The following is a 15,291-nucleotide window of genomic DNA, read 5'->3' on the forward strand; positions in this document are numbered from 1 at the left end:
CTCACGTTGCGTCAACCGACCCCAAGTTCTGGATCCGAATACTGTTACGAAATGGATATCAGTGGTGTGGCCTCGATTATCGGAGCTCTCGGTATCGGATCCTTTGCGGGCCAGTACCTGATCGGCAGTCAGCAACGCCGTCAACTGCGTAGCGAGGTTCTCCGGCACTTGGCGAGCACCGAACGCACCCGATGGGCAGGGTCGTCGTCCACTGATCCGTCGTTTCAGCACTTCAAGGACAGTGTCCGCGAGCTTGAGACGGCCGCGATCATTGCACGGGTTCCGCGACGGCCACTGCGTTTGTACATCCAACTGGCCACTGTGGCGCGCCTGACGAGCGACGACGACGTAAAGCAGAAAGACGGTCAGGAAGAAGCCGGGGGAATCAACACTGCGCTGGGGCGATGTGTGCGCTTGTCAGCAGCGCAGCTCAGTCGACTGATGTGGTCGCCGTGGCTCGCCAGAGCAGGCATGAAGCGACGGGTAAACGCGATCGAACGAGAAGCTCAAGGCCTCGACGCTGAGGTCCTCGATGCGGTGGACAGGGCCAAGCAGTTTCACACCTACTACTGAAGCTGCAAAGGGGTTGGTAAACCCGAATTGCAGTTCAGGCGATGCATTTTGCGAACTACCTACGCCGGTAGTCGTGTCCTAGCCTGCAGCGATCGCAGCGACGACGTGAGCTGCGGCGATGGTCTCACTTACTGCAGAACACGCTCGTACCAACGCATCCTGCAATACGACCAGCTCCCGGCGGACACTGCGACCGGCCCCGTAGTGGTCGAAGAGATGCTGGAGGGCGTCAGCGTCGATGACGTCGACCGCGCCGAGATTCGGATTTCCCGCGGCCTGGCGGGCCCGCCTACCGATGATCGACCCCAGCGCGGCTGAATTAGCTAAGGCGGGCAGGGTGATTCGCGTGTTCAGGTATTCGCGAGCCTGTTTGTAGTGGGGGCTGTCGATGTAGTCGTTATGGACGGCGACGACACATGCTGCCGGAAGTCGCTCGGCGATCATCCTCAGAGTCAAGCCGAAGAACATTGCGATCCGCGGCTCCGGATCGACGCCGATACCTGGACGACGTATCCACTGGTCCGTGTCATCGAGCACGAGCGTCGGAATCAAGCCACTGCGCGAAATCAGTTCCAGGACCCTGATGGCCTGATCCACGACATCCTCACCTTGCGATGGTTCGTTCACCACGCTGCCGAGCTCGATCGCGAGATTGCCGGCCAACCATGGGAGACCAACCGAGAATTTGACCGGTCGATGTGGGGAACCTCCACGCATTTCCCGAGCAATCTTCTGGACTGCCCGGTTCTCGTCGAGCTGTTTGGCGATGGTGTTGACCAACAGACGCGGGAATTCAGCCGGATCGGAGACGAGGGAGTCGGTCTGAAATCCCATCCTGATCCTCAGTGCTGCAACGTTTTCGGAGTGAAGAGCGTCCATCACGTACTCGGTGATCGAGGACTTACCCGAGCCACTGGCACCGATCAGAGCCACACGCTCACGCCGCCGAACAGCGTCCATGAAGCGCTGCTCGTAGTCACCACTCACGGGGCCAGTGAGGACGTCGAACGGCACATGGACCTGCCACATACGATCCGGATCCGGCGACGGGTCGAAGGCCTTCGAGTCCCGCAATTGACGCAGTAGGGCGTCACTCATTTCTGGTCCTCCGGATCAGCGTGTTCGGTCCGCAGCCATTCCGCCGGCGGAGTCAACTCGTACACCCGCCGCGGCCGCCCGGGACCTGACGAGACTTCGCTGCTCCGGACCAGCCCCTTCTCGTAAAGTTGCTTGAAGACTTGTACAGCACGAGGACGCGTCCACCCCAACGCGGCCAGCAAGTCTTCATCCGATGCGCTGACCGGGCCCCGCACCTTCATTTCGGCCGCCAGCATCGACGCTGGGCGACCCAAAGCCCAGAGCGCATTGTCTCTATCGGCGAGGGCCAGGTAGTTGTCCTCGTACGACCCGGGGTCCTGCAGGAATCCCCGCAGAGCACTTACCAGATCTCGGGGGTTTCGCCCTACCGCATCAGCGAGGGTGCTGGCTTGCGGTTCCATGTCGATTCCCGCGCGGCGAGTGATCAACTTGATGCTTTCCGTTCTCGAGAGCGGGGGTACGTCGACGATCTTCTCGAAGAATGCATCTGCAGGCGGAGTCAGGAGACCTTGACGGTCACTTTCACGCACCGACACCGCCCACAGGTATCCCGTCGCCCACACCTCATCGCGGTACCGCCCGAACAGTGCGTGCCCGGCCGATGCGGTGACGTCGTCGACGATGATCACCGGATACAGCCGCGTCCCAAGCGGAGCAGTGCCGTCGTCGCTTTCTGCTGCCCACCTCCGAAGCGTGGCGTCGATGAACTGCAGGCGAAAGTCACTCAATCGCCGCAGCAAGACGTCGGGCCCGTCACTGTCGACTGCCGGTTCGCCGGTGACCTGTTCTACGACGCGGGCGAGCACGTCACGGCCGTCCGAGATCCCCTCGACCCGAACGAAGCTCATCGGGAAGTCGCCTTCGCGGCGGGCACCGGTGAACGGCTCTCGGCTGTCGAGCTGCAGCTGTCTAAGCAGCGACGTTCGGCCTGTGCCGCGGTCCCCCGTCACCAGAACGTTGAGCTCAGCGTTCAATCCGTCCCATATCGCGGCGAGTTCGTCTCGCCGGCCGACGAACAGTTCGGCGTCGACGGAATTGTCGAGCAGAGGACGTGCGCTGATCTTCATGAGACTTACAGTACTTACTGTAAGTTTCGTTAGCAATACCTTGCGGGCGGTTGACCACGATCGCTACAACAGATCTGGTACGTCCAAGATCGCGACACCAGTTTCTTCACGCCACCGCTCCAGCAGGTCCGCTCGCTCAGACAGGGTGACCGTGGCCTGGACGGTATGACGATGCTCCTCGCCTGCCACCCCCGCTTGCCCGAACAGTGCAATGCACCGCCGGGCATGTTCGAGGTCGTGGCGGGCCCAGTACCGCAGACCCTCGAACCCGGCCTCCCGTAACGCGGCCGCCCACCGCTGCGTCAGCGGATAGTCGGCGGTAGTAAAGATTTCTGCCGTGACTCCGAGCGCGACACCGGTGTTCGCAGTCAGATCAGCGAGCCTGATATCAGCATCCAACGTGATCGTCGACGCTGCACGCGCATCGACCTCGTATCTCGGCACGACCTGTTGGCCACCGAAAATCTCCAGGAGAGTGACCACTTCGTCTTCGGCCAGGTAGCAAGTCCCATCAGGGGCTTCGAGGTCGAACCTGCCGCCGCCATTCGATGAGTACCACCACGGTCCCAGACTGGCCTGATGCGATCGAAACAGCTCGGCCCCAGCCGGGTAGACGCACGACGGAAATCGCTCCGCCAATTCACCGACGGGCTTGGGCTCGAACAGATGAACGACGGCGCGTTCAGCGCTCACGCCGCAAGCCGACTGACCGCAGCCCGGGCAGCGCGAGCAGCCGTAGGAACGTCCCCGTCGAGAAGTGCTTGCCGAGGTGTACGGCCGTCGAGCTCTGGCTGTTCGGTAGTCAGCCACGCGACCGCCAACCATCCACGCGGGTCCTGCCCCGCCCACACACGCAGCACCTCTTGGATGCCGAGAATCGGCTTCGCCGGTTGGGCATCGGTGAAGCCTGCGGCGGCGTAGCCGTATTTGCCGTTGCTGCCGGTCAACCGAAGAACGCGGTTCTCTTTCACAGCCTTGCTCAAGGCAGCACGCGTCCAACCCGCAACGTCGAGGGCCTGACTGGGGGTCAAGATTTCCCCTACGTGCTCACTCCACGCGCGACGCGCCTTGAGGCCGTTGACGATGCCGCCGAGGCCCGCTATTGCATACGCCAGATCACGCTCGTCCGGCGCGCCACTGGCCTCGACCAGCCGGTGCGCCATGACCTCGAAATCCTTCTCGACAGTGGACATACCCTGATCATCCCCGGCTGTTCGCGTCATGTCAACCATGTCAACCTGAATACAGGGATGTGATCGTTAGCGTGCGGGAAGTGTCGTACCTGGCCGGTACGGTCGGGACGCGAAACTCCTGCGACGGGGCAGAGAGTCGAGGTGGGTTGGGAGCGTCTAAATGTCACCGGTGAGCAAGAAACGCAAGGGTGCAGGCAAGGGGTCAGGGCGATCGCGTAGCGGTCCGGGAGCCGCTGCATTGCCAGAATGGGCGCAGCGGGCCGGGTACGTCACACCACCGGTAGCGGGGATCCGTCCCCCTGCGAATCCTGGCGTGACTGCACCGGCAGAAGTGCAGATCATCGACCGGCATTGCCAGATTTGGCAGGCCTACACCGAGGGCGGTTTTTCCGGCACCTGCATTGCTGCGGTGCGTTGCCTGATTCCGGCATTGCGTGACTACGGGATCGAGGCTGAGCCGTTGGTCGTGTACGGGCAGGTGGCGTGGTCGGACGAGCAGTGGGTGGAGCTGGGAAGCCGCACACCGAAATGGGAGTCGGACACATGGTGGACAGGACACCTAGTGTTGTGGATTCCGGCAATGGGCCGGATTGTCGATCCGACCGTCTACCAAGCAAACCGGCGCGGAATGCCGACAACGATCACTCGGGCTCTGGTCTTCTCGATCGGTTCACTAGATCTGATGGAGACAGCGGGAGTGAACAAGGATGGTGCCCTGGTGCAGTACGAACGAGTCATCGGCGCGGACATGAGTTGGTTCGATCGCGATCACGCCGATCGCGAGGCGATCGAAGATGCCCTCCGAATTCTGCGAAGCGCAGTATCCGACTCACTCGGCAGCAAGGCGGACCGAAAATCTGGTTGGATGGAGACCGCGACCCACCCACCATTGGTGGAAGCCTTACGCCTACGAGGCTTGATCTCCGCAACATAATCCGGTAGCTACGCAATCTTCTCAGCGGTAGGCATCTGACCGGTGTGAGATCGCGGTGACCTGCACGATGCGCTGCCCGGCGTCGATCAGATAGAGAACCCGGTAGGTGCCTCTGCGGGCGCTGTAGGCGGGCGAAAGCGGCGGGGCCAGGGGCTTCCCGACCCGCTGCGGATTCTCCAGCAATGCTCCGGTGATGAACTCGTACACCGCAGCGGCGACCTTCTCGGGAAGAGTGTGACTGATAGCGCGAGACGCTGATCGAGCAATCACAAGCCGATACGGCGCTTCAGGCTCACTCACGCGCGGGTAGACCGGCCAGCGACCCGCATGACCTCGGCCAACTCCTTCGCATCGAGACTGTCACCCTCAGGCAGCTCCGCCACGCCCCGAAGATGAGATGTCAGCAGTTCCTGATCCGATAGCACTGCAATGGTCTCCTGCAGCGCATCGAAATCGTCGGCAGCGAGCAACACAGCAGCCCGGTGCCCATTACGGGTGATCTCATACCGGGCGTGGGTTTGTTCTGCATCGTCCACAATCTTGGACAGACGCGCACGCGCATCCGCGACCGGCAAAGTAGTCATGTACATAATTAGAGCGCAAATAGTGCGAGGGTGCAATTGCCGTTCGACGCGACACAGCACTAACTGGTGACCAAAACCCGAAGTTCGCCCATCCGACTTCAGTGCGCGCGGTCAGCGGCGTGGGAATTTCACCACCGCTCTCGGACTCGCTGCAGCCGCCCGAACATGCCGTAGGTCCTAAGATGCATCGTCGAACGGCCCGAATGCCGCTTCGTCCCAATGCCGTTCGAGCGCCGCGTTCCATTCGTCGATATCCGACGCGGAGAACAGATGCATGTTGTGTTCGGTGAGCAAGAACCCGGTGTCGCGCCATGCTTGGAAGTAGGCGGGGTTCTCCCCTGCTTCGCGGGCCTTGTCGATCAGGGAGTCCACGTCCGCCAACAAGTTCTCCTCACTGATCTCCTGCGGCGTGTCAGCAGCTGGGTCGAAGAACAATGGATCGTTCGGCCCGAGATCTCGGCCGAACTTGTCCCGAAACGCCTGTCGCTGCTCTTCGAGAGAGTCGTTGAGCTCCGCACCACCCACCATGTCCTTGCTCCACGACAGAGTGCGCCCACCGTCGGCGTTGGTGCGCCGTTGCACGAACGAGGGATCACCGCTGCGCTCGAGCACCAGCGCAGCGTGCTGCTCACGTGAGACCCCTTGCTGTGCAAGTCGCTTTCGACGTTGCTGGACCTTGCGGGCGCGTTTGTCGCCGGCGGAGGTACGTTTCGATGTCATACCTCCACCGTCTCAGAGATTCTCCAGAACATCCGGTATTCGGCCGATTGCTAACCTTCACGCTATGAGCGCAATCAATCCGAGGGTGGCGTTCGCTGTACCGATGTTTCTCGAAGCGCTGGCCTTGATCGAGTTGGGCCAGCCTCAGCCCGCTGAAGTCCTGGAACATCCGAAGATGATGGCTACCACGATGCTTACTCTGCTCAGTCATGGCGACGACGCGATCTTGGATCTGGGAGATCTTGCGCTCGCGTCGCTTGCCAGGGCTGCGATCGCGCTCTGCGATGCTCCGACTGAATCGGGTGCTGTGGCGACCTACCAACACGCGTTAGACGCGTGGGGTGAGATCAATGCGAACCCATGATCAGAGCGAGACTGGAACAAAATGACCGGCACCATCACACTTGCGGGGGCGTCCTTCGGAACAGCTCGGACAAGCCCTGCAGAGCCATCGTAACCCGATCTACGATTGTCTCGAATTGTTTGTCCGGCTGAAGAGAATTCAGTCCTGCGGCCGACAGCGCAGTCGTAAATTTCGTGCCCTTCATGTGGGCCGAGCCTGCCGATCGGATTCCCTGAAGCTGGCGTAGGGGTCCGACGAGACCATTCGGGTCGGCACCCAAGTTCTCGACGAGTAGCTGTAGGCAGGCAAGCGAAGGACTATTCGTGTCCGCGCCCGAGGACTCTCGAAGAGTCTTGACATCGAGTGCATCCACGATCCCTTTCGACAGAACCATGACACCGTTGTCGCTTTGGCCTTCGGTTGGATTGGTACACAATGCCAAGGCATCGAACGCACGGAGGTCAGCCGGGCCGAGTTGCTTGTACAACGACTCACCGAAGTAGCCAGTGAACGCCTCGATGAGTTCTGCCTTAGCTCGTCTCAGCCGAGCAGGGTCAGGGCGTTCGTCCTCTACCCACTGGCCCGCTAGGTCCCGCACGCTACGTGTGATGGTTATTCCACCGTTCGGCGGGACGTTGTGTGTGAGCCAGTGCTCTCGCTCGGTCTCGGGTAGCCGGATGAGGTGTCCCAGCCACACCTGGACGAGGTTGGCACCGTTGATGTCGACATCGATGGCCCACCGACCGTGGCACGAGACATCGGTCCGCAGCACCGTGTAGCGGTCTGGGTTGTCGCGGTATCGGGTCAGAACATCCGTGTCGAAGAAGACTGGGGTGAGGTAGTTCGCTTCATCGCGCTCGCAACTCAAACGAACCTCGTCGCCGGTCGAGGGGTCGATGTCAACGATGAACGATTGAAACCGCTCAGGCCTTTGCAGATCGTCGGGGTGCTCGCCAGCGGACGCGAACGGCAAAACTGCCTGTTTCCCAACCAACTGCGCTACGAAACCAGGCCCCCGATACGCGTCCCACGCCGTGTAGGCGAACGCTGCGTCTTTGGTGCGAATCTCAAGGTCGATCCGAGCTTCATGCACGCTGTCGTCAGCCCGAGAATGGGCGTGCTGGATCACCAGGCTCATGCTCCGGGCCGCGAGATACTTTCGGAGGTGCCGTGCATTGACTCGAACCTCGTATTCACCAGGATTCGGTCTGACGATCTCGACGACCTCCTCATCGCGGCCCGCGTGATTAGTTCGATACATTGTCTCGTTCGATCGCGTGATCAGGCCCAACCACCATACGAACGACGGCGTGAATTCGATAACGGGTTCTGTGGTTGCCGATGGCACCCAGGACACGTTGACGAACAGATGAAGGTCGTAGCCATCAGGGTTGGAGGTCAAGCCGTCGCGGAAGGCCGGGAGGCGATCAGAGCTGTAACTGGGCTCGCCGAGGTCGTTGATGGACCAATCGGTAGTGGCGAGGAATTTGCGCTGGTCCGATGTCGCCACCAGAAGAGGTTGAAGCGAGCTGTACTTGATTCCGCTCCCTCGATTCCGTAGAACCGAGATCCACTCGGTCGGCTCCGCCTGGATCTCCGAGAGGTAGCTCCTCAGCTGGAGAATCGTGGGCAAAGCCTCATAGCGCTCAAGTGAGCCGGAATTCGGCAGTGGATCGGTCAGCACCCCCTTGATCGTACGGAGGGCAGGCGACCGGGCTGAGAGTCGACTTAGAATGGGCCACCCGTGCTCGCCCGGATGACTAGGGCTGAGCTGCGACATCCAGTCTCGCCAGCGGGAAAATCATGGTCCGCGGCGACTCCGCCTACGGCAACAGCCGCGTCGTACGCGCCTGCATCAAGTTCTCGTTCGTACTGATCAAGAACCGAATCGTCCAACGAGCGATCGCCTCCATCCCTGACACCGCGTGGACGCCCGTGCGCTACCCGGGAGCGGTCCGCGACCCCGACACCGACGGCTGGATCTCCGACGCCGAGGTCGCCGAAACATCGTTCACCGCTTTCTCTTCCACCGCGTATCCTGTTTCTGCACGGTTGATCGTGCGGCGGGTCAAAGACGCCCGCTACCGCGATGCATTGTTTCCGGTGTGGCGGTATCACCCGTTTTTTACCAACAGCACCCTGCCGACGACGACCGCAGATGTCGTCCACCGTGCACACGCGGTCATCGAGACTGTGTTCTCGGATCTGATCGACGGACCGCTCGCGCACATGCCGTCAGGATCGTTTGGCGCGAGCTCTGCCTGGGTGCAGTGCGCAGCGATCGCCCACAACCTGCTGCGCGCCGCCGGAACCGTCTCCGGCGGGCGTCACGCGAAAGCTCGCGGAATAACGCTACGGCGCAAATCGTCAACATTGCCGCGCGTTTCGTGCGGCCACAACGCACACCCACACTGCACCTGCCGCGACACTGGCCGTGGCTCGATGCGTGGCTTCAATTATGGCGCAACATCATTGGCATCAGCCCACCCACACCCGCCTGATCCTCACCCGACCCGCCGACTCGGCCCGAGCAACGACAATCGTGGAAATGCTGGGTAGACCAGCGGACGAAACACGCCCAACCAGTCCCGACCCCACAATTCGGTCATCGACCACAGTGGGTCACCTCAGTCCGTGGATCGAGGGTAAGTAAATGTGATCCTTGCCACTTTCGGAAAATCATGCGACTGTATGAGGCAATCGCCGTTCCCCTGCAGACAGTGTGATGACGGGAAGTGTGCAGTGACCAGTACCGAGTTCGGACGCAGTTTGAACAAGGATTCCGGCCCCACCAACCAGCCACCTCCAGCCAGCGACGCATCCACGTTGAACGTCGCCTTGTACCCGTACACGCCCGAACCGAAATGGTTCGAGTCCACCATCAGAGCCGCGTGGCACAGCGTCCAACCGGATGTCGCTCTCAATTTCGTCTACACCTACGACTGTTACAAAGGCGATCCGCCGTCCACTGTGGACGTTTTTGCCTACGACTGCATCTTCGCTGATCACATGCGTCAGTTCTGTGTCGAGTTCGATATCGACGGCACCGCAGACTTTTACCCGTGGTCTCTCGCATCGCTGAAAACGGAATCCTCGGAGTATCAAGGAATACCGTATTTAGGGTGCATGCAAATTTTGATTCGCCGTCTCACTGACGCAGCACTGGGTGCGCCGGGGATGACTGTCGAAGAATTACACAAAATCCTCGGCGACGGGGATCCGAAAGCAGTCTGGCCCGCGCAGGGTCAAGGCATGCTGTTGGATTTTACTGGGGGAACGACCGTCGCGTGCATGTACGAGCAGGCCGTCATGGAGGAGTCGGGCCAGTTTCCGCTCACTCCCGCCCTTCCCCCCTGTCCAGGACTCGATCAGCAAGGCCTCGCCGACATGCAGGTGCTGCGAAACATCGCCGGGTACGCCCAGGCGACATATCCCGACTCGGGCTACGACCGAATCACGAAATGGAACCAGCGGATCGGTCGAGCCTTCGTAGGCTTGACCGAAATCTTCCACTTCATCGACAACGTCGACGCCTCGACCTATTCAGTCATGCCGCTGAGCTCCGAACCTATCGAAAAAGTGGGGATACCGCTTTATACCGACGCACTTTCCGTCAATGTGGCCATCGCCCAGGAAAAGCGAGCAACGGCTATCCAGCTCGTGAAGTTGATTGCATCGACCAACGTGATGCTCGAGTGCATGTCCCCAACAGGAAAGAAACCGCAATACCTGGTGCCCACCCGGCAATCGCTGATGAATCAGCTCCTGGCCCGGCAACCCAATTCGGCGGTGTACAACATCATGCGCAACATCATTTCCAACGACATGGCCCATCCATTTCGACTTGGGGCCGATTCCCGTACCTGGCTCGACTCGACCAAAGGCTGCATCAAAACTGAAATCCTCGGGCCACCCCCCGCTGGCGTTGCGGAGCATGTCGGCGAAGACAGCGCCGTGTTCAACGACCCCGCGTACGCTTCCACACCTGCAGGGCTACTTCGCCGCCCGTGACAGGAGTCCGTCGCAAAGTCGTAAGCAATGGCTGGTTGTGCCACGTTTGGTCCTCGCCGTTCGGACACGCGGCAATGGAGTATCGCTATGAGATCCATACATGCGGTCCGGTTGCCCACACCACCGCTGTCTGAGTGTCGCGGGGTTTGCGTCGAAATTCGTCGAACACCGTGCAAGCTTTTGGCTAAGGGATTACCCTGCCGAGTTTCACCCGATGCTCGACTACTACATCGAGCACTCGACGCGGGTCGGTGGCCGCATCGTAAGCCCTCCCCCGCTGCTGCATCGATCACCACAGCTGCCCAGGTAACGGCCAAGCGTGATCGGGAGCAGACACAGTCGACGCTGCAGATCGGCGACCTGGACGAACACGTTTGGCACCGTCTGCTAGCCCAATTTTGGATCATCTACGACACAGCGCAAAGGCGTGCGCGCGAAATTAGTGCTCGCGGCGGACAGCGGACCGCACATTTTGAGGTGCAGCCCCCGCAGTGATGCTGCGGATAGCTCTCTCGTTGGGTGCTGCCCGAACAATGGTGCGATCACCCGCAGCCGATGTCGGGACCACCACCACAGGGCGCGCGCTGGCACGTGGAGCCGACGACCCCGCCGGCGGATTCTGATCTTTCGAGGCCGTCACGCCGACGCCCCCTGCTGCTTCTCTATCTGGCGTCGCACTTCGTCGATCGTGCGGGAACTGCCCTCGTAGTTGCCCACCAGCCGAGGATTGGGACGCAAGGCCACCTTGCGACGCCGCGACGCCGTCGCCGGGCTCGCCGAGCCCACCGGTCGATCAGGTTTCTGCTGCTCGTTCACCGTAGCCATGATGTCCTCCTACATCCGAATGATAGCCGTCACGAGCAACACCAGCACAGATCCAGCCAACAGACCCGTCGTGATCCGCAACCGCATCAGCTTGCTCCGAAGCCGCATCTCTGTCACCTGATAAATCGACACCAGTGTCGACGCGATCTCGAACCGGCCCGTCGTCTCATCGACTGTCGAATACTCCTCCAACACCACTTCCGGATTGAGCCCCGACGCGGTATTGGGTGCAATCACGAATGCCGCCATGATTGCCGCCGCACCGGCCAGGGCAGCACCCGCAACCTCCCACACACCGATCCCCGCGGGATTGCGCAACACGATCCCCACCAGAATGCCCGCGAATCCCAGCAGCACACCCCCGCGCTGATCGATGCTCGTCACTCGGCGTTCCTGAGAATCCAGCGTCCGTTCGATGCTCGCGTGCACCATCTCAATTGCCGCCGGATTCAGCTCGACACTCACCGGGTTGAGCTCGGACGCCATCTCTTCGCCAGCAGCGGAGTCCGGTGAAGCATTTTCGCGCCCACCCCGGTCGTTCGATTCCACTGCTAGCGCCCCCTTTTCGACATCAATTTCGGCTGCGCCGAACCTCGTCGGCCACACCGCACCCATCAGCCGGCGCACCATGACACTCACCGCAATATTGTCTCAGCACACCACCGGCAACGTGTGTGAACACCTCTCACTGCGTCCTGCGTCTTCGAGCGGATCGACGGAGCAGACGACGTCTCAGGTCATCAGGATCGGACATGATGTACATCAAGTACAGCAGCGGCAGGTACATCAGTGTCGCCGGCAGCCGGCCGTTGTGTTGCGCGAAAAGTCGGTCACGGACGGGATCAGGTTTGTCGAACCCGTGTGTAGTGTTCCTGCGCAAACGCATGAACTGACTCACTGCGTCATCGAGTGACAGGGATTTGTCCGCTCCACCGGGCAGCTTCAGAATTACCTTCTCCGACCTACGGTAATTCTTGATGAAGAACCCGTCCCCCACTTCGGTCAACGCTTCCACACCAAAAGCCGCGTACGGAAGCAGGACGGACTGAACATCAGCAGGCATACGTTCTCGAACTTGCTGCAGCGCTTTCGCCGCAACCGAGGGCTTGCACAGTGCCGTGAGATCCCATGAAAGCCAGGTCGCCTCGATCAGGTCCATTGCTGACCACATCAGAACTCCGGCTGCGTAGTCGTCGTGCAGCGATAGCAGCGTCGAGGTAACTCGTTGCAGAAGATCCGCAAATTCCATCAACCGGTTCTGCTGCGCATAGGGGAGGTAGTCACCGTCAGCATCTGCGAACAGGCATGGGTTCAGGAGATGCCCGAGAACAGAGTTCATCTGAGCAACCCACCAAGCGACGGCCGCACCCCACGCCTCCGGTGCCGGCGGCTCCTGCCGCTGGGGAAGGCGACCCACTGGTGATCGGGGAAGTACCTGATGCGCTTCGTACGGAACAGGAGACCTCCCGACAATATCTGTGCCGAGAGTGAAAATCACCGCACCCGACACCCTGTTCGCTTGAAACGCCCATACCCATGGAGACCGTGCGGCCAACAACGGACCGAGATGGCTCGCGGGAATCAAGACACTGCTCAGGATCGACGATCCCGACGCGAAAATGGTCTCATCGACGTCGATCGGCCCGCGTCGTATGTCGTCGAGAAGTTCGGGGTCCTGATTCAGACGTAACACGAAACCAGGAAACCTGATCCGACGGTGCGTGGCGTTGCCATAGCGAACAACGTGGACAGCATGCCGGTCGAACGGATGCTCGTCATCGTCGTCCGAAGTTCCGGCCAACTCCCTACTCGCGTCCTGTACTGCCGCGGACAAGGCTCGATCGCTGGCGGTGATGACAGGTAGCTGGAGTCCGTACAGGAACGATCCCACCGCACCCGCGCTCATCTGTCTGATCGCGCGAAGGCGCTCCTCAACGACTCGCCCATGGTCCAGCCTGGAGACGTAAGGGTCTTGCGGGAGGTCGACGAGCTCGTCATCGACGTCCGCTTCCGAACCCGACAGGGTGCGAACGGTCATAAAATCGACACAGTCCATGCTGGCAGCCGGCTCGGTTAACGCCCACACATCGGGCGCGGACGTGTGGGCGACCTCGAACCCCAACTCTTCCAGGTAGGCCTGCACTTGCCCCCCAGCCAATTCCGGTGGCATCGTGACGTTGACAGTCAACCGTTCAGGCATTCCACCAGCCTACAAACCGGTAAGCCTGGAGTGACTCAATTTCGCACCCGAGGAGCGGGGGCGCACGGCTCTAATTTGTGACCAGGACCTGCAGTTCACCAATCCGAACTTCAGTACGCGAAGTCAGCGGCGTGGGTATGACTCCACCGACCGTCCCGTTGGGTGTCGTCGCTGTCCACGTGACGAGCCAATTCGATGTCGCGGAGACCTTGAATGTCCCACCGGGCTCGGTAGTGGACGTCTTGTGATAAACGATATTGCCGCACGTCGGACTTGGAAGCCCTTGTGCAACATCGGTATACGGCGTGAAGGGCAGTAACGCACCTGGGCACACCGACGGCACGGATCCGTCCCCCCAATTGACGACCACGGACGTATTGACCCCTGTAGCAGAAACTATGACACCCGGTCCTGCTGCAGTTCTGGTCACGGGGCCGACTGTCGATTCCCGTGGGTCAGCGACCCAGAACCAGCCGGGTAGACCAACCAGGCCGACAGCACCTGTGTTTGCGGGGTTCGGGGTGATGCCTATTCCGGGCGGATCCAACTGCATTGCCGTAACCGCTTGGCCGACAACGGTCATAACGTCGACCACCGGAGGCGTAGCCGGCACCCCAACGTCCGGAATTTGAACACACGGACCGGCCGCTTCGCAGGACCATGTTGTGCCGTCATCATTAACGACGTTCACTGCCATCGGGGCACCACTATCAGCATTTCGAACAAGCGTCATATTGGCGGCGTCAGTCGACGGAACGAACTCGAGCGGCGGTCCGGACGGCGCGGCGCTCCCACCACCTCCCCCGCCCACAGCAGCTGGCGCGGATCCAGTCGTTCCACCCCCTGACGGCACACTCGTGTACGTACCTTCGACCACAACTGTCGAACCACCCAAGCCTCCGCCGAAGGCACCGCCAGTTCCGGTGCCGATCCCCGGCTGCGCAAATACTGGGTTCGCGTTGAACACTCCAACTAGAAGCACTGATGCGATAACCCCAAGCGGCTTACGCATGACCCACCGCCCTTATGGATTCCAGTTGCCTACTTGCCAAACCGTCGATCATGGTGCGTCGCATGGGGTACCCGAAGAAGTCACTGCATCGGAAACAATGCGCCAGCCTGATGAATCTGGCCACGCCACGTTCTCCAGAGTCGGCTTGCCCAGCTCCCGCCGGACTCGGTCAGGAGGGAGCACACTCGTGCCGTCCGGACGGATCTGGTCATAGTTCGAGCTGTCGATGCAGACTCGCAATGTTGCCGACGCTTCTTCCTTAATTGGGTTCCCGTCAGCATCCTTTGGTGCCTGCAGTTCCGTCACGAATGCATCTGCGACAGTCGCAGCACCCGTGGAGACAATTCCTTGAGATCGGCGCAGGTTCACGTTTGCCTTCAACTGATCGAGGATCTTTCCACTCGCAACAGAGTCCAGCATGTTGATGTCTACAGCAGGATCGCTCTCGACCTTCGCGAGAACGGCGAAGAACTCATTCACCTTTGCTGTTGCCTGCTCGGTCGCCTGTTGTTCCGGGGACTTTTCGACGCCCTCTGGTCCCGTGAGGACCGGCTGCGTGGTGGTCGTTACGGGGGTCGCCTCAATGTCACCGCTCCCGCATGCGACGCTGATGCTTGCAGCGGCTGCTACTGCGAGGATTGCCGCGCCTGTGCGACGTCGTGTGCTGATCATCGTGGACCCCCTACGTTGTTCTGTGCGTTGTACTGCGATAACGATAATGGTGCGGCTGT

16 protein-coding genes and 1 pseudogene are annotated in these 15,291 nt (G+C 60.7%); 5 read left to right on the top strand and 12 right to left on the bottom strand.

Annotation, left to right across the window (positions count from 1 at the left end; genetic code table 11):
- Positions 1–51 precede the first annotated feature (51 nt).
- On the top strand, positions 52–573 hold the full coding sequence (locus CH274_RS01465; RefSeq protein WP_015586102.1) for a hypothetical protein: 522 nt from the start codon (positions 52–54) through the stop codon (positions 571–573).
- Between the two features lie 78 nt (positions 574–651).
- Here CH274_RS01465 and CH274_RS01470 read toward each other — a convergent pair whose 3' ends face one another.
- The 4 genes from CH274_RS01470 to CH274_RS01485 form a co-directional block, all read right to left on the bottom strand.
- Positions 652–1,671: an ATP-binding protein gene (locus tag CH274_RS01470; RefSeq protein ID WP_032364995.1), complete on the bottom strand. Its 1,020-nt coding sequence runs from the start codon at positions 1,669–1,671 to the stop codon at positions 652–654.
- Positions 1,668–2,738: an ATPase AAA gene (locus CH274_RS01475; protein ID WP_015586100.1), complete on the bottom strand. Its 1,071-nt coding sequence runs from the start codon at positions 2,736–2,738 to the stop codon at positions 1,668–1,670. Before CH274_RS01475 ends, CH274_RS01470 begins: the two co-directional genes overlap by 4 nt.
- 63 nt (positions 2,739–2,801) lie before the next feature.
- Positions 2,802–3,431 carry an RES family NAD+ phosphorylase gene (locus CH274_RS01480; RefSeq protein WP_015586099.1) on the bottom strand — a complete coding sequence of 210 codons (630 nt, stop codon included), beginning with the start codon at positions 3,429–3,431 and terminating at the stop codon, positions 2,802–2,804.
- Positions 3,428–3,931: a hypothetical protein gene (locus CH274_RS01485; protein WP_015586098.1), complete on the bottom strand. Its 504-nt coding sequence runs from the start codon at positions 3,929–3,931 to the stop codon at positions 3,428–3,430. Before CH274_RS01485 ends, CH274_RS01480 begins: the two co-directional genes overlap by 4 nt.
- A 313-nt stretch (positions 3,932–4,244) precedes the next feature.
- On the opposite strand from CH274_RS01485, the gene CH274_RS01490 reads away from it, so the two are divergent.
- A complete protein-coding gene (locus CH274_RS01490; protein ID WP_032364994.1) occupies positions 4,245–4,865 on the top strand; it encodes a hypothetical protein in 621 nt (206 codons plus the stop codon).
- 21 nt (positions 4,866–4,886) lie between these two features.
- Here the strand turns inward: CH274_RS01490 and CH274_RS01495 are convergent, their stop codons facing one another.
- The 3 genes from CH274_RS01495 to CH274_RS01505 all read right to left on the bottom strand — a co-directional run bounded on the left by CH274_RS01495 (position 4,887) and on the right by CH274_RS01505 (position 6,169).
- The gene (locus tag CH274_RS01495) at positions 4,887–5,135 is read right to left on the bottom strand and encodes a type II toxin-antitoxin system RelE family toxin (protein ID WP_371828030.1); all 249 of its coding nucleotides are present in this window, start codon (positions 5,133–5,135) and stop codon (positions 4,887–4,889) included.
- A gap of 26 nt (positions 5,136–5,161) precedes the next feature.
- Positions 5,162–5,449, bottom strand: coding sequence for a type II toxin-antitoxin system Phd/YefM family antitoxin (locus CH274_RS01500; RefSeq protein ID WP_230591632.1), 288 nt, complete (start codon positions 5,447–5,449; stop codon positions 5,162–5,164).
- Positions 5,450–5,626: 177 nt separating this feature from the next.
- A complete protein-coding gene (locus CH274_RS01505; RefSeq protein WP_015586094.1) occupies positions 5,627–6,169 on the bottom strand; it encodes a hypothetical protein in 543 nt (180 codons plus the stop codon).
- Between the two features lie 64 nt (positions 6,170–6,233).
- Between CH274_RS01505 and CH274_RS01510 the strand changes: the two genes are divergently transcribed.
- On the top strand, positions 6,234–6,533 hold the full coding sequence (locus CH274_RS01510) for a hypothetical protein (RefSeq protein WP_015586093.1): 300 nt from the start codon (positions 6,234–6,236) through the stop codon (positions 6,531–6,533).
- 34 nt (positions 6,534–6,567) lie between these two features.
- Here the strand turns inward: CH274_RS01510 and CH274_RS01515 are convergent, their stop codons facing one another.
- The gene (locus CH274_RS01515; protein ID WP_052049375.1) at positions 6,568–8,196 is read right to left on the bottom strand and encodes a hypothetical protein; all 1,629 of its coding nucleotides are present in this window, start codon (positions 8,194–8,196) and stop codon (positions 6,568–6,570) included.
- 110 nt (positions 8,197–8,306) lie between these two features.
- On the opposite strand from CH274_RS01515, the pseudogene CH274_RS01520 reads away from it, so the two are divergent.
- Together CH274_RS01520 and bcmE are read left to right on the top strand one after the other, a co-directional pair.
- A pseudogene (locus CH274_RS01520) lies at positions 8,307–9,013 on the top strand (transposase); the annotation flags it as partial.
- Positions 9,014–9,254: 241 nt separating this feature from the next.
- A complete protein-coding gene (gene bcmE / locus CH274_RS01525; protein WP_032364993.1) occupies positions 9,255–10,523 on the top strand; it encodes a thiamine pyridinylase in 1,269 nt (422 codons plus the stop codon).
- Between the two features lie 636 nt (positions 10,524–11,159).
- On the opposite strand, the gene CH274_RS01530 is transcribed toward bcmE, so the two are convergent.
- From CH274_RS01530 to CH274_RS01545, 4 genes are all read right to left on the bottom strand, one after another.
- Positions 11,160–11,348, bottom strand: a complete 189-nt coding sequence (locus CH274_RS01530; RefSeq protein WP_015586087.1) for a hypothetical protein — start codon at positions 11,346–11,348, stop codon at positions 11,160–11,162.
- A 9-nt stretch (positions 11,349–11,357) separates the two neighbouring features.
- Positions 11,358–11,987, bottom strand: coding sequence for a hypothetical protein (locus CH274_RS01535; RefSeq protein ID WP_139278539.1), 630 nt, complete (start codon positions 11,985–11,987; stop codon positions 11,358–11,360).
- A 46-nt stretch (positions 11,988–12,033) separates the two neighbouring features.
- Positions 12,034–13,548 (bottom strand): hypothetical protein, encoded by a 1,515-nt coding sequence (locus CH274_RS29030; protein ID WP_015586085.1) that lies wholly within the window; start codon positions 13,546–13,548, stop codon positions 12,034–12,036.
- Positions 13,549–14,608: 1,060 nt separating this feature from the next.
- On the bottom strand, positions 14,609–15,232 hold the full coding sequence (locus CH274_RS01545) for a hypothetical protein (protein WP_015586083.1): 624 nt from the start codon (positions 15,230–15,232) through the stop codon (positions 14,609–14,611).
- Positions 15,233–15,291 lie beyond the last annotated feature (59 nt).

Origin of the sequence: Rhodococcus sp. 06-418-5 (genome assembly GCF_002258285.1) — a bacterium.
GTDB lineage: Bacteria > Actinomycetota > Actinomycetes > Mycobacteriales > Mycobacteriaceae > Rhodococcoides.

Bases quoted from the DNA above. Each gene is read 5' to 3' on its own strand.
- CH274_RS29030 (WP_015586085.1), bottom strand. From the start codon at position 13,548: ATGCCTGAACGGTTGACTGTCAACGTCACGATGCCACCGGAATTGGCT.
- CH274_RS01465 (WP_015586102.1), top strand. From the start codon at position 52: ATGGATATCAGTGGTGTGGCCTCGATTATCGGAGCTCTCGGTATCGGA.
- CH274_RS01470 (WP_032364995.1), bottom strand. From the start codon at position 1,671: ATGAGTGACGCCCTACTGCGTCAATTGCGGGACTCGAAGGCCTTCGAC.
- CH274_RS01505 (WP_015586094.1), bottom strand. From the start codon at position 6,169: ATGACATCGAAACGTACCTCCGCCGGCGACAAACGCGCCCGCAAGGTC.
- CH274_RS01500 (WP_230591632.1), bottom strand. From the start codon at position 5,449: ATGACTACTTTGCCGGTCGCGGATGCGCGTGCGCGTCTGTCCAAGATT.
- CH274_RS01475 (WP_015586100.1), bottom strand. From the start codon at position 2,738: ATGAAGATCAGCGCACGTCCTCTGCTCGACAATTCCGTCGACGCCGAA.
- CH274_RS01530 (WP_015586087.1), bottom strand. From the start codon at position 11,348: ATGGCTACGGTGAACGAGCAGCAGAAACCTGATCGACCGGTGGGCTCG.
- CH274_RS01485 (WP_015586098.1), bottom strand. From the start codon at position 3,931: ATGTCCACTGTCGAGAAGGATTTCGAGGTCATGGCGCACCGGCTGGTC.
- CH274_RS01545 (WP_015586083.1), bottom strand. From the start codon at position 15,232: ATGATCAGCACACGACGTCGCACAGGCGCGGCAATCCTCGCAGTAGCA.
- CH274_RS01510 (WP_015586093.1), top strand. From the start codon at position 6,234: ATGAGCGCAATCAATCCGAGGGTGGCGTTCGCTGTACCGATGTTTCTC.